Origin of the sequence: Corynebacterium sp. ACRPQ (assembly GCF_022347225.1) — a bacterium.
Classification (GTDB): Bacteria; Actinomycetota; Actinomycetes; order Mycobacteriales; family Mycobacteriaceae; genus Corynebacterium; species Corynebacterium tuberculostearicum_D.
This window is the reverse complement of sequence record NZ_JAKRNF010000006.1, coordinates 66,835-83,633: the sequence shown is the minus strand read 5'-3', so window position 1 is coordinate 83,633 and position 16,799 is coordinate 66,835. Positions and strand designations below refer to the sequence as shown.

Sequence of the window (16,799 nt, the reverse complement as noted above, 5' to 3'; positions counted from 1 at the left end):
AGCGCTAAAAATCCCAACTCCCCGGAAGGGGCGTTGGGATTTTCTAGTTTTACCGAGCACCTTGAATTCAAAGGTGCGTAGGCGCTGGCGTGCGCGGGCCTGGCTTAAGCGCTTTCGGCCTCTGTGTGAGTGGTGCCCTCATACTGCCAGCCGACGACCGCGTTGCGTACCGCTGGCTCCAACGGATTCGCAGGTTGGATACAACTAATGGTGAGCAGGCGGCCGGGCATGGGCCCATCGCCCCAGATAGAGGTGTCATCAGAAAGGCCTTGCTTATCAGGGTCGTGCAGATCGGTTGCAGTATAGATGAGCCAGTTCTGCCCGGAGTCTTGGGTGCGCACGTAGAGCTTGTCTCCCAGATGGACCTTGTGCTCGTTGGCGGAGCCATCGTAGAGATTGTTGAATACGGCCGGCACGCCCGCCCCGGTATGTCCCGCGATGACGACGATGTCTTGTGCCGTGGTGCCTGGCAGCGAGTAAGGGCGATCATCGGCGGTATAGGTGCAGGCCTTATTCATGGTGTCTGGATTGATAGCGCCATTGACCACGCGGCAGGAACCATCCTCGAACTCCGCGTGTACCTCGATGGCGGGGATGAAGAGCTCTACCGCGGGGGAAGGTTCAATAGCAGGCGCCTCTTGGGCGGTGACCTCGTTGGTCTCCAAACCTTCGGGCGGATTGACCACGCGATTAATGGTGCTGGCGATCGCTACCGTGGCGATGATGCCCACGACGACGCGCAGGATGCCGGAGGACTTCCATACCTTTTTGATCCGCTCCCACATGGTGGGTTTGCGGCGGTGCCGGGGAAGTGAGGTGTCCTCAATGCGGCGCGGCGGGTGGCGGCGCTGTTGTTGGCGGGTGCGCGTTTCGGCCTGGCGCCACTGGCGATCAGCATCTGTGCGGTCGGATCGCGATGGAACGCTGCGGCGCCCATTAGCGGGAAGCCGATTCGGTTCCCGCCGCGGCCGGTAGTGGGAATCCATGCGACCTCCGAAGAGAAAATAAGGGTTATAGGAAAGCTCTAGCTTACAACGCAGGGGTATGCATACCCGGAATTGACGCGGAATCAGGTGGTCACGATAAGATTACAGGGATTTAATTCGCTCTAATTAATGAGGTAGAAGATGTCTCTCAATGATGCCGCTAAGGCGGCGGCCGTCAAGAAGGTCACCTTATTAGATGAATCCTTCTCTCGCTTCGCGGTGCGCTCCACTTTGGCCGGCGTGTACCTGTGCATCGGTACCGCATTTGCTGGTGTGGTTGGCCAAGCCGTCAATGGTGTAGCACCAGGCTTGGGTGCGGTGACCTTTGCTCTATTCTTTGGCCTCGGGCTCTTCGCCATTTTGATTCTGGGCGCGGATCTGGCCACGGGAAACATGATGTATATGGTCTATGCCGCAAGCAATAAGCAGGTTTCGTGGGGCAAAGCCTTCTACCTTTTGCTCATCACGACTCTCTTCAATCTGGTGGGCGCAGTCATCTTTGCGGCCATCATGGGTATGTCCGCAAAATTCGCTGAAATGGATCCTTCGCATCTGTTGGTCACCCTTTCTGAGGGGAAGCTGACCAAGTCCCCGCAGGGAATGCTGGTAGAGGGAATCGCGGCGAACTTTGTGGTCAATATGGGCATCGTCGGCGCCATCTTTGCTAAGGACATTGTCTCTAAGTTCTTCGTCATCATTCCGATTATTGGCGCCTTTGTTGGCCTGGGCCTGGAGCACGTAATTGCGAACTTCTGCCTGTTTAGTCTCACCCTCTTTGGATCCGATCCGTTGCCTGCAACCCTGACTGTGGGCAATGTGGCGCTCAATTGGATCCTGGTGTGGATCGGCAATTTGATTGGCGGCGGTCTGCTGATTGGCGGCGTATACGCTTGGCTCAACCGTGGGCCGGAGGCTTATCGCGATTAGGCGAGCTCGCCGGAATACAGATTAAAGCGGTCGCCGCGGGCGAAGCCGACGAGCGCCATGCCGGTTTCGCGGGCCGTCTCTACGGCCAGGGAGGAGGCGGTGCTGACGGCAACGAGCATGCCGAAGCCGGCCATCGCGGCCTTTTGAACGAGCTCGAAGCTGGCGCGCGAGCTCATCACCAAAATGAGGTCATCTGCGGGGAGTTTGTCCTCTAATAGAAGGTGGCCGATGACCTTATCCGCAGCATTGTGGCGGCCGATATCCTCGCGAATGACTACCGGTTCACCGTCCAAGGTGAAGGCACCGGCGGCGTGAATGCCGCCGGTCTTTTTAAATTGTTTCTGCTCGGCTCGGAGCTTATCTGGCAGCTTGGCGACGACATAGGGGTCCACTGGTATATGCGGAATCGGGTAGCGGGCCTGCTTAGTCAAAGCCTCGATAGAAGAGGTGCCGCATACGCCGCAGGCGGAAGTGGTGGTGGTCAACCGAAGATCGCTCAGATCCAGTACATTCTTCTTCGCCAGATCGATGTCCAGCAGGTTGTAGGTATTCATGCCGTTGACGGTGGCGCCGGCGCAGTAGCGGGCCTCGGTGACGTCGCTAAGCGAAGCAATATGGCCCTCTGAATGCAAGAATCCATGCGCCAGCTCAATGTCATGGCCAGGGGTGCGCATGGTGGTGGTGATGGTCTGGCCACCTGCGCGGATTTCCAAGGGTTCTTCGCCGGCGACGGTATCGGCGCGGGTATCGACCTGCAGGCTATCTCCCAGGCGGACCTTGGTGACGGCAAAGGTGGAGTTCTTGCGGCCGGCCATTACTGCAGCACCTGCTTCAGGACATCGATATTGCTGCGGGCTTCCTCTACGTTGCTGGAGGCTAGACCCACGAGGAAGGCGGTAAGTGGGGCCGCGGGGCGGGAGCGATTGTGCGCGACGTCCTTGGTGAGGTCCAGGATTTCGCGGGTGAGTGCGGTTGCCTCCTGAGGATCGAGGCCGAGATGACGGGCGGCTTCTTCGAGCCACTCGTGTGCGGATTGGATGGGGTCCTCGTGTGTTTGGCTCATCACCATCTCCTTATATACGTTCGTGCTGGTCTCGACTCTAATGAAGGCGCTAGATTATTTGGAAAACCGCAGGTTATGGCGTATCATAGTACCTCGTGCTTGCGCTGAGGCGTTGGCGTGCCTAAGTCATTGCGAATTTTGGTGCGCTGAGCTGCAGAAAGCGCCGAGCCGATGCAAGAACTGAACATCAACTTTGTTGTAGGCCCCTCGCCGTAGATAGCGGACCGTTGTCTGAATCAAAGGGTGGCGAGCGCCTTACGGTATTGACCGTAGGGAGCGTGAGTAGCCCGAAATCACACGGAGAACGCTTTGGTGAGCACGGGAACCGCAACGAGAAAGGTACACGGTCACTCATATGACTATGACTGATCCTATTGCCGACATGCTGTCGCGCGTGCGCAACGCAAGTAATGCGCACCATGACACCGTGTCGATGCCTACCTCCAAGCTGAAGGCAAACATTGCCGACATCTTGAAGCAGGAAGGCTACATCGCTGACTACACCGTCGAGGGCCACACCCTGTCCCTCGAGCTGAAGTACAACAACCGCGAGCGCTCCCTGTCTGGCCTGCGTCGCGTGTCTAAGCCGGGTCTGCGTGTGTACGCAAAGTCCACCGAACTGCCACAGGTCTTGGGCGGCCTGGGCGTGGCTATCATCTCCACGTCCCACGGCGTGCTGACTGACCGTCAGGCTGAGGAGAAGGGCGTAGGCGGAGAAGTTCTCGCCTACGTCTGGTAAAGGGAGGTTTGACACATGTCTCGAGTCGGTCTAGCACCAATCGCCGTACCAAACGGCGTCGAAATCAAGATCAACGGCCAAGACGTTGAGGTTAAGGGCCCTAAGGGCACCCAGAGCGTTAACGTTCCAGAGCCTATCGCCATCAACCTGGAAGACGGCGTCCTGTCCGTCTCCCGCCCTGATGACCACCGCAAGCACCGTGCGCTGCACGGTCTGTCCCGCTCCCTGCTGAACAACGCCGTTGTTGGCGTGACCGAGGGCTACACCATCAAGATGGAAATCTTCGGTGTCGGCTACCGTGTCCAGCAGAAGGGTAAGGACCTGGAATTCAGCCTGGGCTACTCCCACCCGATCCTCATCGAGGCTCCGGAGGGAATTACCTTCGCAGTGGACGGCGCAACCAAGCTGTCCATTACCGGTATTGACAAGCAACTAGTCGGACAGATCGCCGCTAATATCCGTCGTCTGCGTAAGGACGATCCTTACAAGGGCAAGGGTATTCGCTACGAGGGCGAGCAGATCCGTCGCAAGGTCGGAAAGACGGGTAAGTAAGCAATGGCAAACACTGAAAACACCAAGCGCACTCCAGTCGGCAAGGACATTTCCTCTCGTCGTCGCGAAGCACGCGCACGCCGTCACTTCCGTATCCGTAAGACCCTGCGTGGCACCCCTGAGGCACCACGTCTGGTTCTTCACCGCTCCTCCCGTCACATGCACGTGCAGGTCATCGATGACCTGGCAGGCCACACCCTGGTCTCCGCATCCTCCATGGAGGCGGACGTTCGTGCACTCGAGGGCGATAAGAAGGCCAAGGCTGCCAAGGTAGGCGAGCTGGTTGCCGAGCGCGCTAAGGCCGCTGGCATCGAGCACGTCGTATTTGACCGCGCAGGCTACAAGTACCACGGCCGCGTCGCTGCGCTGGCTGACGCCGCACGTGAAGGTGGTCTGAAGTTCTAATGATCATCGTCAACGGAAACATCAACGGAAGGAACGCCTAATGTCGGACCGTGAACAGCGTGACGGCGGACGCTCCGCCGAGAACAACAAGAACAACCGCGGTGGCAACGGCCGCCGCAACGATCGTCGTAACCAGCAGGACAACGAGCGCGATAAGTACATCGAGCGCGTTGTGACCATCAACCGCGTCTCCAAGACCGTTAAGGGTGGCCGCAACATGTCCTTCACCGCCCTCGTCGTTGTCGGTGACGGCCAGGGTCAGGTTGGCGTTGGCTACGGCAAGGCCAAGGAAGTCCCGGCCGCAATCCAGAAGGGCGCTGAAGAGGCTCGCAAGAACTTCTTCCGCGTTCCGATGATTGCCGGCACCATCACCCACCCGGTTGAGGGTCGCGACGCAGCTGGCATCGTCATGATGAAGCCTGCCGCACCTGGTACCGGTGTTATCGCTGGTGGTGCTGCTCGTCCAGTGCTCGAATGCGCTGGCGTGCAGGACATCCTGTCGAAGTCCCTGGGCTCCGACAATGCACTCAACGTCGTCCGCGCTACCGTGGACGGCCTCAAGCAGCTGGTCCGCCCTGAAGAGGTCGCCGCACGTCGTGGCAAGTCCCTCGAAGAGGTCACCCCGGCCCGTATGCTGCGCAAGCGCGCAGGTCAGGAGGCATAAACAATGGCTCTGAAGATTACACAGGTAAAGGGCCTGGTGGGCACCAATCCGAACCACCGCAAGAACATTGAGGCTCTTGGTCTCAAGCGCATCGGTCAGTCCGTAGTTAAGCAGGACACCCCGATCGTTCGCGGTATGGTTCATAAGGTTCGCCACCTGGTCACCGTCGAAGAAGTGGCAGGGGAGTAAACCATGGCTGATATCATCAAGCTGCACGACCTGCGCCCAACCGCAGGAGCAAACAAGCCTAAGACCCGCGTCGGCCGCGGTGAGGCATCCAAGGGTAAGACCGCTGGTCGCGGTACCAAGGGCACCGGTGCTCGTAAGCAGGTTTCCGCTGCTTTCGAGGGTGGCCAGATGCCGATCCACATGCGTCTGCCTAAGTTGAAGGGCTTCAAGAACCCGAACCACGTTGAGTACCAGGTAGTTAACGTTGCTGACCTGGCTGAGAAGTTCGCAGATGGCGGCGACATCACCGTTGCTGACATCGCAGCTGCTGGCCTGGTCCGCGCTAACAAGCCGGTCAAGGTTCTGGGCAACGGCGACATCAACGTTAAGTTGAACGTCACCGCTGACAAGTTCTCCAAGTCTGCTGTAGAGAAGATCGAGGCTGCTGGCGGTTCCGCCAACACCAAGTAATCTCTACTAGGTAGATTTCATCCCCCTCTCCGCACATGCGGGGCAGGGGGATGTTTCCGTTTTGTAGGCATCCTAGTGCCGCTATATAACGTGGCGCCTAGGCTATGCGCGCCATTGGTGCTGAAAATGGTTGACAGGAAACCTTTATTAATAAATAAGGCTCCGGGTATATCGATTTATATTCATGGGTGCTAGAGTCTCCCTTAGTTGAAAATCATCAAAAGTTAAGGAGAATCTTATGTCGTCTGTTTCTTCCCTGCTCGCTACCGCAATTGCTGCCGTCATGCCGTTTGCCGGCTCTACCGGCCCGGTCGATGCTCAAGACCAGCTGTCGCAGCCTGATCCTGCTGAGACCACCCAAACCGCGCCGGCCGAGACTGGCGAGCAGCCCGCTCAGGACCAGCAGCCGGGTACCCACGCTGAAAAGGGCCGCATTACCGGAGATAAGGAAGATGTCATCAACGGTGACGCAGAGGGCACCGAAGAGGTCGATCCAGGGTTCAACGGCGGCAACCTGCAGAGCGGCAAGTTAGCGGTGCAGCGCGAGCTGGCACTTGCTACCCAGGAGGCGGGTCACGAGTTCATGAACATTGAGTTCAAGGACGATCACTCCGCCCACTTGACCTTCCCGGAGACCTATAACCCGGAAAAGGACGAGGCCGCTGTGCAGCGCGTCATGGATGCACTGAAGGTCAACGGCTATGAGAACATCACCGCTGCCTACTAAACGCGAACGTCCTATATTCGGACAAAGGAAGAGGGTGGAACGCCTGGGAAGTGCGTTCCACCCTCTGTGCGTATCAGGCCCTGCGGGGTGGGGGAGGGCTAGGCCTCGTCCACGGTCTTTTCGTATAGGCCGGGGAAGCGGTCATCCGGGTCGGTAACCGCCTTAATAGTCGAAGGAAGGCTGCCACCGTAGAGCTCTTCGAACTTCTCCCGGGAATAGAAGGCCTCGGAGTAGAGGGACTTGTGCCCTCCTAGCTCGTTGACCTTGGATTCGATGACTTTGTTGAACGCGCCATTATTCGGGGCGGACGGGTCGACGTGGTCGCCGTCTACGCCGGACCAGAAGCCGACGTTGACCCAGGTCTGTCCGGGGCGCAGCGGGTAGAGCGGCCATGGGTCGGCGGAGTCAGAGGCGATGTCGCCGGTGCCTACGAGCTCGTCCACGCCATCGCGCAGGCGGATCGGGCACAGCCACACCGGTTGAATATCGGAGGCGTTAAAGAACCAGTGGAGGAATTCCGGCAGGTTCTCCGGTGTGACCTCAATATCCTGCACCACGCGCTCGGCGCGCGGCTTGCCGTGCGGCTTTTTGATGAAGTTATATTCCAGCTCGTACTTGCGGTCGAGGCGGACTAGCTTCCAATAGAAGGAGCTGCGGCGAAGCTCGCGTGGCCACACCTTGCGTACCTTCGGGTTCTGCGCACCAAAAGCGCGCGAGCACCAGAACCAGTCGGTATCCCAGCGCCAGATGTAATCGCGGATGGTGAGACGATCGCGGCGGATGCCAGAGGCGTGCTGAAGGCTGCGGTAGTAAATCTTGTCCCGCGTGTAATCGGAGGTTGGACCCTCCTCATCAGTAAAGCGGGCGAAGACAAGGTAGGCCTCGTCTTCGGAAAAGACCACGCCGTCGAGGCCATGGACGGGCTCGCCGCGGTGGGTGTGGGAAGAGGCGACGTCGGCAAGCACGCGGCTGGCTTCCTCCACGGTGTGGAAACGCTCTTCGCGCAGCTCTACATAGGCGGGCACGGGTTCCAGCTCAATCTTGAGGCGCACCGCGTAGCCCAGCGAGCCATAGGAGTTGGGGAACAGGCGGAAGAGATCAACGTTGGACTCGCGGGAGCAGGTGAGAATTTCGCCGGTGCCGGTAAGGACATCCATCTCCAGCACGGACTCGTGTGGGAGGCCATTGCGGAAGCTGGTGGATTCCACGCCCATGCCAGTAACCGCACCGCCCAAAGTAATGGTCTTAAGCTGCGGGACGACGAAGGGCATCAGGCCATGAGGCAGGGTGGCATCCACGAGGTCTTCGTAGGTGCACATGCCTTGTACATCGGCCGTGCGCGCAACTGGATCGACCTCAATGACGCCGCTAAGGCCGGACACATCGAGGCCCTCCTGCTCCTCGCTGCGGCTACGGAAGAGATTGGAGGTCTTCTTGGCTAGGCGTACGCGCTTTCCGGCCGGGACGGCACGGAAGCTCGCCAGCAGCTTATCGACGCCCTCCTGGTGCGCCTCCCATCCCACCGGCTCAATGGGCATGGCATCCACCGGTCGCGGCTGGGCGGCGGCGAGGCGTTCGCGCAGGTTATCAATGAGAGTCATGGCACCCCTCCTTAAAAGCGGCTATCTTCCCACCAGCGGCGCTCGGGCACGCCGGCGCGGGAGCCGGCCTCGCCCAGCTTGACGCCGAGGAAGTGGTACAGGTTGATGATATTGCGCTCAAAGCCCCATTCGGATCCGGCCATATAAATGCCGTAGAGGCGAGCGGTGGGCAGTCCCACGGTTGCGCAGGCCTCGTCCCAATTGTCCTTCAGGTTCTCGCACCAGTCATGCAGCGTGCGCATGTAGTCAAAGCGAAGGGACTCGGTGTGGATGACTTCGAAGCCATTGTCTTGCATCGCCTTGGTGACATTGCCGGAGCCGGTGAGCTCGCCGTCCGGGAAGATATAGCGGTCAATGAAACCGCCCTTAGGGGTCTTGTGATTATCCGGGTAGGTGATGTTGTGGTTGAGCATCAGGCCGCCGACCTTCAACTTGCCGTGCAGGAACTTGAAGAAGTCGTTGTAGTTCTTAACACCAATGTGCTCGATAATGCCGATGGCGGAGATGGCATCGAAGCCCTCTTCGGTGATATCGCGGTAGTCCATGAAGCGGACCTCCGCCAGATCTTGGAGGCCTTCCTCCTCAATCTTGCGCTGGCCCCACTCGGCCTGTTCCTTGGATAGGGTGACGCCGATGGACTTCACGCCGCGGCGCGCCGCGTAGCGCACCATACCGCCCCAGCCGCAGCCCACATCCAAGTGGCGGTCGCCCTCCTTGAGGCGGAGTTTGTCAAAGATGAGGCGGTACTTATTCTCCTGTGCTTCCTCCAGGGTGGCATCCGGGGAGGGGTAGTAGGCACAGGTATAGGTCATCGAATCGCCCAAGAAGAGCTCGTAGAAATCATTGCCAACGTCATAGTGATCAGAAATGACATCGGCATCGCGCTGCTTCGAGTGCTTGGATAGGCCGTCGTGTAGCTTGCGGCGCAACCAAGAAGCGCGCTCCACCTCAGGGACCGGCTGGATCTGGAAAGCGCCCATGGACGCTAGGGAACGAACAACGCGGGCAAGGGTCTTGGCATCCGGCTTCTGGAATTTGTCATACATGGCATGCAGCGCGTCAAAAATGCCATAGGGGTGGGCCGGGTGATCGCCATGCACCGTGATGCCGTCCGTGACATAAGCTCGCGCAAATCCCACGTCACCGGGATGGGTAGCGATAAAGGAGAGGCCCTCGAGGCTATTAATAGTCACCTTGTACTGGGCGTCTTCTGGTCCGGTCGCGGACCCGTCAAAGGCTTCCCAGCGGAAGGGATTCGGGCTAGGGACAAATACGTCGATGATCTCAGCAACGGTCATCGGCGTGAATTTCTTGCTCATGAGTACTTCTTTCAAAACATTAGGTTCACACCAATAACGGCCTCGAAGCGCATAGTGCTGTGAGGTCGGAGATATTTCAGGAGAATTGCGTGTGTGCAATACCCCTTCATGGTAAACCCCGGATACAAAACGCGCGAGAGGACAAGCAATCATGGTCACACTATTGGGTCTTAATGTGGCTATGCGGGGCGAGGCTGGTAGGGTAATGGGGTCATAAGTGTTCAACCGTCCCTGAAGGAAACCTGAATTTCCCCTAAGCTTTCCGGCTCAGGGGGTGCGGTTTCCTAGGGGTAGATGAGTTTCCACCTCCGTGTATGAACGCGAAACCCTCCCTAGATTTCGCGTTCGGCAGCGGTAGGCCAGGAGGATTTTGTAGTGTCCGCCATTGTCCAGGCTTTTAAGGATGCCGACCTACGTAAGAAGATCATCTTCACCATCGTGATGATCATCGCGTACCGCGTCGGTGCACAGATCCCGTCCCCGGGTGTTGACTATGCGTCTATTGCTGGCCGTTTGCGCCAGTTGACCGAGCAGTCCGGAGACCTTTACTCCGTCATCAACCTCTTCTCGGGTGGTGCGCTGCTGCAGCTGTCGATCTTCGCTATCGGCATCATGCCGTACATTACGGCGTCGATTATCGTGCAGCTGCTGACCGTGGTCATTCCCCGCTTTGAGGAATTGAAGAAGGAAGGCCAGTCCGGTCAGGCCAAGATGACCCAGTACACCCGCTACCTGACCCTCGCGTTGGCGTTGCTGCAATCCTCCGGCATCGTCGCGCTGGCAGACCGCGAGCAGCTGCTGGGCCAGGGCGTACCGGTCTTGGCAGAAGACCGTAACTTCTTCACCCTCATCGTCTTGGTCATCACCATGACCTCCGGCGCTGTGCTGGTGATGTGGATGGGTGAGCTCATCACCGAAAAGGGCATCGGTAACGGCATGTCCCTGCTCATCTTCGCTGGTATCGCAACCCGCCTGCCAACCGATGGTGTAAGCATCCTGCAGAACAATGGTGGACTCGTCTTCGCCATGGTGGTAGCCGGCTTGGTCATCCTAGTTGTTGGCATTACCTTCATCGAACAGGGCCAGCGCCGCATTCCGGTTCAGTACGCAAAGCGCATGGTCGGCCGCCGCCAGTACGGTGGTTCCTCTACCTACCTGCCGCTGAAGGTTAACCAGGCCGGCGTTATCCCGGTCATCTTCGCTTCCTCCCTTATTTACATGCCGGTTCTGATTACCCAGATTGTGAACTCTGGTTCCGCCGGCACCCCGGATAACTGGTGGCAGCGCAATGTCATCGCGCACCTGCAGGCACCTTCTTCCTGGCAGTACATCGTGCTGTACTTCGTCCTGACCATTTTCTTCGCTTACTTCTATGTTTCGGTTCAGTACGATCCGGCAGAGCAGGCGGATAATATGAAGAAGTACGGCGGCTTTATCCCGGGTATTCGCCCGGGCCGTCCGACCGCGGAGTACCTTGGTTATGTGATGAACCGTCTGCTGTGCGTGGGCGCCCTGTACCTGGCACTTATCGCCATCCTGCCGAATATCCTCTTGGACCTCGGCGTAGGCAGCTCCTCCGCCAGCGGCACGTCCGCCTTTGGTGGTACGGCCATCCTGATTATGGTCTCCGTCGCCTTGACCACGGTCAAGCAGATCGAGTCCCAGCTACTGCAATCCAACTACGAAGGACTACTTAAGTAATGCGTCTTGTACTTCTAGGACCTCCCGGTGCCGGCAAGGGCACCCAGGCAGCTATCCTCAGCGAGAAGCTGAACGTTCCGCACATCTCCACCGGCGACCTGTTCCGCGCCAATATCGGCGAGGGCACCCCGCTGGGTGTAGAGGCAAAGTCCTACATCGATGCAGGCAAGCTGGTACCTACCGACGTCACTGCCCGCATGGTCGAGGACCGCCTTAACCAGGATGACGCCAAGAATGGCTTCCTGCTGGACGGCTTCCCACGTACCACCGAGCAAGCAGACATCTTGGAGGAGCTGCTGGCTAAGAAGGGCGAGAAGCTCGACGGAGTTCTCAACTTCGAGGTCTCTGAGGATGTTGTGGTTGAGCGCATGATGGCCCGTGGCCGCGCCGACGATAATGAGGAGACCATCCGCACCCGCCTCAGTGTCTACCGCGAGGAAACCTTCCCGCTTATCGAGCACTACGGCGATGCCATCATCTCCATCAAGGCCGAAGGCACCGTGGAGGAAATCAACGCCCGTGCGATGGAAGCCCTGGGTAAATAAGCATGGCTTTTCGACGCCGCAGTAAGCGCATCCCCGCCCGCACCCCGGGCGAGCTAGACGCCATGCAGGCCGCCGGCGAAATTGTTGGCAAGGCACTGCAGGAAGTCCGCGCTGCTGCGGCGTCTGGTGTATCTACCCTTGAGCTGGATGCGGTGGCTGAGCAGACCATTCGCGATGCCGGAGCTTACCCGACCTTCAAGGGGTACGAGGGTTTCCCGGGCTCCATTTGTGCTTCCGTTAATGACGTCATCGTGCACGGCATTCCGGATAAGGAAACCGTCCTGGCAGAGGGCGACTTGGTGTCCATCGATTGCGGTGCCACGCTGGACGGTTGGGTAGGCGATAGTGCCTGGTCCTTCGCAGTGGGCGAGCTCGATGCTGATGTCGCGGCCCTCAACAAGGCCACCGAGTATGTCCTTATGGAGGGCATGCAGGCTATGGTTCCGGGCAATATGCTTACCGACGTCTCCCATGCCCTAGAGCAAGCCACCCGCCGGGCCGAGCAGAAGTTCGGCGTGGATCTGTTCATCGTGGATGGCTACGGCGGTCACAGCATCGGGCGAACCATGCACGAGGATCCTTACCTGGCCAATGAGGGACGCCCGGGCCGTGGCCCGCTGATCCAAGAAGGCTCTGTGCTGGCCATTGAACCCATGCTAACTTTGGGCACAGAGGATTCCGCCGTGCTAGAGGATGACTGGACGGTCGTTACCCTCGATGGCTCCTTTGCCGCCCACTGGGAGCATACGGTGGCCGCGACCGCCGATGGTCCCCGTATTCTTACCCGCCGCTACTGACATTTATTCCCCAATATTGCCTGTTGCACTAGGCATACGCCCCTGAAAGGTTTATACTCACAGCCATGTCTAAATTTAGCTTCCGCAAAATCCGTGCCACGGTTGCAGCGCCCGCAGTCGCTGGCGTGATGGCCTTGAGCACCACCATTGCGGCTCCTGCCGCTACCGCCCAGGAGATTCCGAACCTGGATCAGCTCAGTTCCAAGGCAAACTCCGACCTCGCTCAGTTCTCTTCCCAGTCCGGACTGGACCAGCTCACCGCTGAGGCAAAGAAGCAGCTGGATAACTTCTACGGCCAGAGCCGCGAGCAGGCCTGGAATACCCGCAACCAGATCTTGGACCAGGCAGAAAAGTTCTCCCCGGAGCTGGCTCCTAGCGTCCAGACCGCTGTGGACGGCGCCGTAGAATTCCTCTTCCCAGGCTTGATTGCACAGAAGAATGAGGAAGCACGCAAGGCCCGCGAGGCCGCTGCTCGCGCCAACGCTGAGCGCGTCGCTGCTGAGAAGGCTCGTTCTGAGGCTGCGGCACGCAAGGCGGAAGCACAGCGCCGCGCCAACCAGTTCGACCGTGGCCCGTGCCCGGCCGATGCGAAGGTTTGTGTCGACCTCAATGGTCGACGCACCTGGCTGCAGGATGGCGGCAAGGTGTCTTACGTGTCCCCGGCAATGTCCGCCGGCATGCGCGGTCAGGAAACCCCACGCGGTACTTTCCATGTGACCCGCAAGGTAGAGCATGAGATTTCCCGCGAGTTCAATAACGCACCGATGCCGTACTCCATCTACTTCACCAATAACGGTCACGCCTTCCACCTGGATGACCCGGCTGTTGATTCCAATGGCTGCGTTCACCTTCCGCCAGACGCTGCCAAGCGCTACTGGGATAATGTACAGGTTGGCGATAAGGTCTTTATCTACTAAGGCCCGCGCTTAAGCGAAAGCCTCATCCCCCGAACCGGCTCCCGAGAAGGAGACCTGGTTCGGGGGATTTTGTTGGCTTAGGGTGAGTTGCGGGCGAGCAAGCGGGGCGTCGCAAAGCGCAGCGGTTTGGAAAACGTGTCGCTGCAGCGTATGCTGTTAAGTCGGTGTATAGCGTCAGCGAGGCTGGCGCGGATACGCCACCGCAGTAGACAACAAACATGCAGGTGACGGCGCACTTGTCCGTCGCCAGAAAAGTAGAGGTTATGGCTAAGGAAGGCGCAATCGAGGTAGAAGGCCGCATTATCGAGCCTTTGCCCAACGCAATGTTCCGTGTCGAGCTCGACAATGGACACAAGGTTCTTGCACACATTTCTGGCAAGATGCGTCAGCACTACATTCGCATCCTCCCAGAGGATCGCGTGGTTGTAGAGCTGTCTCCTTATGACCTGACCCGCGGACGCATCGTCTACCGCTACAAGTAAAGACAGTAAGCCTCCTCACCCAAGGGTGAACCCGTAGGTTCACTCTGTCCACCTCAGGCTACGGTGGCCTGAGCCCGCACTGGTAAGCAACCCAAGGATTCCCGGCACGGTCCGGGCGAAGCGTTGCATGGAGCGGGACGGATGGGGAGAAAACCGCCGTAACAACCCGAAAGGACACGCCATATGGCACGTCTAGCTGGTGTTGACCTTCCCCGCAATAAGCGCATGGAGGTCGCTCTCACCTACATCTACGGCATCGGTCCAACCCGTGCCAAGGAACTGCTAGAAAAGACTGGCATTTCTCCTGACCTGCGCACTGACAACCTGGATGATGACCAGCTGTCGGCGCTCCGTGACGCAATTGAGGCTACCTGGAAGGTTGAGGGTGACCTCCGCCGTCAGGTTCAGGCTGATATCCGCCGCAAGATTGAAATCGGAAGCTACAAGGGTCTGCGCCACCGCCGTGGCCTGCCTGTACGTGGCCAGCGCACCAAGACCAATGCGCGCACTCGTAAGGGTCCGAAGAAGACGATCGCAGGAAAGAAGAAGTAATTCATGCCTCCAAAGACTCGTTCCGGCGCGCGCCGTTCCGGCCGTCGCGTCGTAAAGAAGAATGTGGCCCTCGGCCACGCATACATCAAGTCCACCTTCAATAACACCATCGTCTCGATCACCGATCAGACCGGTGCTGTTATCTCTTGGGCATCCTCCGGCCACGTTGGCTTCAAGGGTTCCCGTAAGTCCACTCCGTTCGCCGCTCAGATGGCAGCCGAGAACGCTGCACGCAAGGCAATGGATCACGGCATGAAGAAGGTTGACGTATTCGTCAAGGGTCCGGGCTCCGGCCGCGAGACCGCCATCCGTTCCCTGCAGGCTGCAGGCCTCGAGGTTTCCTCGATCACGGATGCAACCCCACAGCCGCACAACGGCTGCCGTCCGACCAAGCGCCGCAAGGTTTAAGGGAAAGGAAGAGGTAAGAAAATGGCTCGTTACACTGGCCCCGCTACCCGCGTATCCCGCCGTCTTCGCGTCGACTTGGTCGGCGGCGATATGGCATTCGAGCGCCGCCCGTACCCACCGGGACAGGCTGGCCGCAACCGCATCAAGGAATCTGAGTACCTGCTGCAGCTCCAGGAGAAGCAGAAGGCAAAGTACACCTATGGTGTGCTGGAGCGTCAGTTCCGTCGCTACTACGCAGAGGCTAACCGCCTCCCGGGCAAGACCGGCGATAACTTGGTTATCCTGCTCGAGTCCCGCCTGGACAACGTAGTTTACCGTGCAGGTCTGGCACGCACCCGCCGCCAGGCTCGCCAGCTTGTCTCCCACGGTCACTTCACCGTGAACGGCAAGAACATCAACGTTCCTTCCTACAAGGTCACCCAGTACGACATCATCGATGTCCGTGACCGCTCCAAGAAGATGGAATGGTTCGAAGATGCTCAGGACGCCCTCATCGATGCCAACGTACCGGCATGGCTGCAGGTTGTTCCTGATACCCTGCGCATCCTCGTGCACCAGCTGCCCGAGCGCGCTCAGATCGACATTCCGCTGCAGGAGCAGCTCATCGTCGAGCTTTACTCGAAGTAAACTGTTATACCGCACGGCCTGTAATGGCCTGGCGGATAACCAGGAATCTTCAATCCCGAAGATTTTTACCCCTCTACCGGCGTCAAATAGCGGTCGCCGAAAAGGAGAATTTCAATGCTCATTTCCCAGCGTCCTCAGCTCACCGAGGAATTCATCGACTCGTCTCGTTCCAAGTTCGTCATCGAACCGCTCGAGCCGGGCTTTGGCTACACCCTCGGTAACTCGCTGCGTCGTACCTTGCTGTCCTCCATTCCGGGTGCAGCGGTAACCTCCATCAAGATCGATGGTGTTCTCCACGAGTTCACCACCATCAACGGTGTGAAGGAAGACGTTTCCGAGATCATCTTGAACATCAAGAGCATGGTGCTTTCTTCCGAATCCGATGAGCCGGTTGTTATGTACCTGAGCAAGGAAGGCCCGGGCGATGTCACCGCGGGCGATATCCAGCCGCCGGCTGGTGTGGAGATCCACAACCCGGATCTGCACATCGCTTCCCTGAATGACACCGCCAAGCTGGACATTGAGCTCGTCGTCGAGCGCGGCCGTGGCTATGTCCCAGCCGCTCCTACCTCCGGTGAGATCGGCCGCATCCCGGTCGACCAGATTTACTCCCCGGTTCTCAAGGTCTCCTACAAGGTCGAGGCAACTCGTGTTGAGCAGCGCACCGACTTTGACAAGCTGACCATCGACGTCGAAACCAAGAACTCGATTTCTGCCCGCGATGCCCTGGCTTCCGCCGGCGGCACCCTGGTCGAGCTGTTCGGCCTGGCTCGCGAGCTGAACAATGCTGCCGAAGGCATCGAGATCGGACCCTCCCCGCAGGAGACCGAGTACATCGCTGCTTATGGCATGCCGATCGAGGACCTGAACTTCTCCGTCCGCTCTTATAACTGCCTGAAGCGTCAGGAGATCCACACCGTGGGCGAGCTCGCTGAATGCACCGAGTCCGACCTGCTGGATATCCGCAACTTCGGCCAGAAGTCGATCAATGAGGTAAAGATCAAGCTGGCTAACCTGGGCCTGGCTCTCAAGGACACCCCTGAGGACTTCGACCCGACCCAGCTCGAGGGCTACGACGCAGAAACCGGTGACTTCAAGGATCCGGCTGCCGAGGATTCCGAGTAAAGAACCCCGCTGACTTGCGGCAA

General features: G+C 58.7%; 22 protein-coding genes. 17 read left to right on the top strand and 5 right to left on the bottom strand.

Annotation, left to right across the window (positions count from 1 at the left end):
• Window positions 1–104 precede the first annotated feature (104 nt).
• The gene (locus tag MHY24_RS05330; RefSeq protein WP_239228612.1) at window positions 105–986 is read right to left on the bottom strand and encodes a hypothetical protein; all 882 of its coding nucleotides are present in this window, start codon (window positions 984–986) and stop codon (window positions 105–107) included.
• Between the two features lie 141 nt (window positions 987–1,127).
• Between MHY24_RS05330 and MHY24_RS05325 the strand changes: the two genes are divergently transcribed.
• Window positions 1,128–1,913 (top strand): formate/nitrite transporter family protein, encoded by a 786-nt coding sequence (locus tag MHY24_RS05325; protein ID WP_239228611.1) that lies wholly within the window; start codon window positions 1,128–1,130, stop codon window positions 1,911–1,913.
• Here the strand turns inward: MHY24_RS05325 and fdhD are convergent.
• Together fdhD and MHY24_RS05315 are read right to left on the bottom strand one after the other, a co-directional pair.
• Entirely contained in the window at window positions 1,910–2,728 is an 819-nt protein-coding gene (gene fdhD, locus MHY24_RS05320; RefSeq protein WP_239228610.1) for a formate dehydrogenase accessory sulfurtransferase FdhD, read from the bottom strand. The two genes, MHY24_RS05325 and fdhD, sit on opposite strands and share 4 nt — an antisense overlap.
• Window positions 2,728–2,976 carry a DUF6457 domain-containing protein gene (locus MHY24_RS05315; RefSeq protein WP_204610232.1) on the bottom strand — a complete coding sequence of 83 codons (249 nt, stop codon included), beginning with the start codon at window positions 2,974–2,976 and terminating at the stop codon, window positions 2,728–2,730. Before MHY24_RS05315 ends, fdhD begins: the two co-directional genes overlap by 1 nt.
• A 355-nt stretch (window positions 2,977–3,331) precedes the next feature.
• On the opposite strand from MHY24_RS05315, the gene rpsH reads away from it, so the two are divergent.
• The 7 genes from rpsH to MHY24_RS05280 all read left to right on the top strand — a co-directional run bounded on the left by rpsH (window position 3,332) and on the right by MHY24_RS05280 (window position 6,702).
• Window positions 3,332–3,715, top strand: coding sequence for a 30S ribosomal protein S8 (rpsH, locus tag MHY24_RS05310; protein WP_005322799.1), 384 nt, complete (start codon window positions 3,332–3,334; stop codon window positions 3,713–3,715).
• Between the two features lie 15 nt (window positions 3,716–3,730).
• Window positions 3,731–4,267 (top strand): 50S ribosomal protein L6, encoded by a 537-nt coding sequence (rplF, locus tag MHY24_RS05305; protein WP_005322792.1) that lies wholly within the window; start codon window positions 3,731–3,733, stop codon window positions 4,265–4,267.
• Between the two features lie 3 nt (window positions 4,268–4,270).
• Window positions 4,271–4,672 (top strand): 50S ribosomal protein L18, encoded by a 402-nt coding sequence (gene rplR, locus MHY24_RS05300; RefSeq protein WP_005322788.1) that lies wholly within the window; start codon window positions 4,271–4,273, stop codon window positions 4,670–4,672.
• A gap of 40 nt (window positions 4,673–4,712) precedes the next feature.
• Complete coding sequence (gene rpsE / locus MHY24_RS05295) at window positions 4,713–5,336, top strand: 30S ribosomal protein S5 (protein WP_204610231.1); 624 nt, start codon at window positions 4,713–4,715, stop codon at window positions 5,334–5,336.
• 3 nt (window positions 5,337–5,339) lie between these two features.
• A complete protein-coding gene (gene rpmD / locus MHY24_RS05290) occupies window positions 5,340–5,525 on the top strand; it encodes a 50S ribosomal protein L30 (protein WP_204610229.1) in 186 nt (61 codons plus the stop codon).
• A gap of 3 nt (window positions 5,526–5,528) precedes the next feature.
• Window positions 5,529–5,975 (top strand): 50S ribosomal protein L15, encoded by a 447-nt coding sequence (rplO, locus tag MHY24_RS05285; protein ID WP_005322777.1) that lies wholly within the window; start codon window positions 5,529–5,531, stop codon window positions 5,973–5,975.
• 238 nt (window positions 5,976–6,213) lie between these two features.
• The gene (locus MHY24_RS05280; RefSeq protein WP_239228609.1) at window positions 6,214–6,702 is read left to right on the top strand and encodes a hypothetical protein; all 489 of its coding nucleotides are present in this window, start codon (window positions 6,214–6,216) and stop codon (window positions 6,700–6,702) included.
• A 98-nt stretch (window positions 6,703–6,800) separates the two neighbouring features.
• On the opposite strand, the gene MHY24_RS05275 is transcribed toward MHY24_RS05280, so the two are convergent.
• The gene (locus MHY24_RS05275; protein ID WP_239228608.1) at window positions 6,801–8,303 is read right to left on the bottom strand and encodes an FAD-binding oxidoreductase; all 1,503 of its coding nucleotides are present in this window, start codon (window positions 8,301–8,303) and stop codon (window positions 6,801–6,803) included.
• Window positions 8,304–8,314: 11 nt separating this feature from the next.
• Entirely contained in the window at window positions 8,315–9,622 is a 1,308-nt protein-coding gene (locus MHY24_RS05270) for a class I SAM-dependent methyltransferase (RefSeq protein WP_204610220.1), read from the bottom strand.
• Window positions 9,623–9,997: 375 nt separating this feature from the next.
• On the opposite strand from MHY24_RS05270, the gene secY reads away from it, so the two are divergent.
• From secY to MHY24_RS05225, 9 genes are all read left to right on the top strand, one after another.
• Complete coding sequence (secY, locus tag MHY24_RS05265; protein WP_204610218.1) at window positions 9,998–11,323, top strand: preprotein translocase subunit SecY; 1,326 nt, start codon at window positions 9,998–10,000, stop codon at window positions 11,321–11,323.
• Window positions 11,323–11,868: an adenylate kinase gene (locus tag MHY24_RS05260; protein ID WP_239228607.1), complete on the top strand. Its 546-nt coding sequence runs from the start codon at window positions 11,323–11,325 to the stop codon at window positions 11,866–11,868. Before secY ends, MHY24_RS05260 begins: the two co-directional genes overlap by 1 nt.
• A 2-nt stretch (window positions 11,869–11,870) precedes the next feature.
• Window positions 11,871–12,665 (top strand): type I methionyl aminopeptidase, encoded by a 795-nt coding sequence (map, locus tag MHY24_RS05255; RefSeq protein WP_239228606.1) that lies wholly within the window; start codon window positions 11,871–11,873, stop codon window positions 12,663–12,665.
• Between the two features lie 65 nt (window positions 12,666–12,730).
• Entirely contained in the window at window positions 12,731–13,582 is an 852-nt protein-coding gene (locus MHY24_RS05250) for a L,D-transpeptidase (RefSeq protein WP_239228605.1), read from the top strand.
• 218 nt (window positions 13,583–13,800) lie between these two features.
• Window positions 13,801–14,064 (top strand): translation initiation factor IF-1, encoded by a 264-nt coding sequence (gene infA, locus MHY24_RS05245; RefSeq protein ID WP_005322766.1) that lies wholly within the window; start codon window positions 13,801–13,803, stop codon window positions 14,062–14,064.
• Window positions 14,065–14,247: 183 nt separating this feature from the next.
• A complete protein-coding gene (gene rpsM / locus MHY24_RS05240) occupies window positions 14,248–14,616 on the top strand; it encodes a 30S ribosomal protein S13 (protein WP_005322765.1) in 369 nt (122 codons plus the stop codon).
• Between the two features lie 3 nt (window positions 14,617–14,619).
• Complete coding sequence (gene rpsK, locus MHY24_RS05235; RefSeq protein ID WP_005322764.1) at window positions 14,620–15,024, top strand: 30S ribosomal protein S11; 405 nt, start codon at window positions 14,620–14,622, stop codon at window positions 15,022–15,024.
• Between the two features lie 21 nt (window positions 15,025–15,045).
• Window positions 15,046–15,651: a 30S ribosomal protein S4 gene (rpsD, locus tag MHY24_RS05230; RefSeq protein ID WP_005322762.1), complete on the top strand. Its 606-nt coding sequence runs from the start codon at window positions 15,046–15,048 to the stop codon at window positions 15,649–15,651.
• 114 nt (window positions 15,652–15,765) lie between these two features.
• Window positions 15,766–16,776, top strand: a complete 1,011-nt coding sequence (locus MHY24_RS05225) for a DNA-directed RNA polymerase subunit alpha (protein WP_239228604.1) — start codon at window positions 15,766–15,768, stop codon at window positions 16,774–16,776.
• The last annotated feature ends 23 nt before the right edge of the window (window positions 16,777–16,799 follow it).

Excerpts from the sequence above, each read along its gene's own strand:
- MHY24_RS05330 (WP_239228612.1), bottom strand. The coding sequence starts at position 986 with ATGGATTCCCACTACCGGCCGCGGCGGGAACCGAATCGGCTTCCCGCT.
- MHY24_RS05325 (WP_239228611.1), top strand. The coding sequence starts at position 1,128 with ATGTCTCTCAATGATGCCGCTAAGGCGGCGGCCGTCAAGAAGGTCACC.
- fdhD (WP_239228610.1), bottom strand. The coding sequence starts at position 2,728 with ATGGCCGGCCGCAAGAACTCCACCTTTGCCGTCACCAAGGTCCGCCTG.
- MHY24_RS05315 (WP_204610232.1), bottom strand. The coding sequence starts at position 2,976 with ATGAGCCAAACACACGAGGACCCCATCCAATCCGCACACGAGTGGCTC.
- rpsH (WP_005322799.1), top strand. The coding sequence starts at position 3,332 with ATGACTATGACTGATCCTATTGCCGACATGCTGTCGCGCGTGCGCAAC.
- rplF (WP_005322792.1), top strand. The coding sequence starts at position 3,731 with ATGTCTCGAGTCGGTCTAGCACCAATCGCCGTACCAAACGGCGTCGAA.
- rplR (WP_005322788.1), top strand. The coding sequence starts at position 4,271 with ATGGCAAACACTGAAAACACCAAGCGCACTCCAGTCGGCAAGGACATT.
- rpsE (WP_204610231.1), top strand. The coding sequence starts at position 4,713 with ATGTCGGACCGTGAACAGCGTGACGGCGGACGCTCCGCCGAGAACAAC.
- rpmD (WP_204610229.1), top strand. The coding sequence starts at position 5,340 with ATGGCTCTGAAGATTACACAGGTAAAGGGCCTGGTGGGCACCAATCCG.
- rplO (WP_005322777.1), top strand. The coding sequence starts at position 5,529 with ATGGCTGATATCATCAAGCTGCACGACCTGCGCCCAACCGCAGGAGCA.
- MHY24_RS05280 (WP_239228609.1), top strand. The coding sequence starts at position 6,214 with ATGTCGTCTGTTTCTTCCCTGCTCGCTACCGCAATTGCTGCCGTCATG.
- MHY24_RS05275 (WP_239228608.1), bottom strand. The coding sequence starts at position 8,303 with ATGACTCTCATTGATAACCTGCGCGAACGCCTCGCCGCCGCCCAGCCG.
- MHY24_RS05270 (WP_204610220.1), bottom strand. The coding sequence starts at position 9,622 with ATGAGCAAGAAATTCACGCCGATGACCGTTGCTGAGATCATCGACGTA.
- MHY24_RS05260 (WP_239228607.1), top strand. The coding sequence starts at position 11,323 with ATGCGTCTTGTACTTCTAGGACCTCCCGGTGCCGGCAAGGGCACCCAG.
- map (WP_239228606.1), top strand. The coding sequence starts at position 11,871 with ATGGCTTTTCGACGCCGCAGTAAGCGCATCCCCGCCCGCACCCCGGGC.
- MHY24_RS05250 (WP_239228605.1), top strand. The coding sequence starts at position 12,731 with ATGTCTAAATTTAGCTTCCGCAAAATCCGTGCCACGGTTGCAGCGCCC.
- infA (WP_005322766.1), top strand. The coding sequence starts at position 13,801 with ATGCAGGTGACGGCGCACTTGTCCGTCGCCAGAAAAGTAGAGGTTATG.
- rpsM (WP_005322765.1), top strand. The coding sequence starts at position 14,248 with ATGGCACGTCTAGCTGGTGTTGACCTTCCCCGCAATAAGCGCATGGAG.
- rpsK (WP_005322764.1), top strand. The coding sequence starts at position 14,620 with ATGCCTCCAAAGACTCGTTCCGGCGCGCGCCGTTCCGGCCGTCGCGTC.
- rpsD (WP_005322762.1), top strand. The coding sequence starts at position 15,046 with ATGGCTCGTTACACTGGCCCCGCTACCCGCGTATCCCGCCGTCTTCGC.
- MHY24_RS05225 (WP_239228604.1), top strand. The coding sequence starts at position 15,766 with ATGCTCATTTCCCAGCGTCCTCAGCTCACCGAGGAATTCATCGACTCG.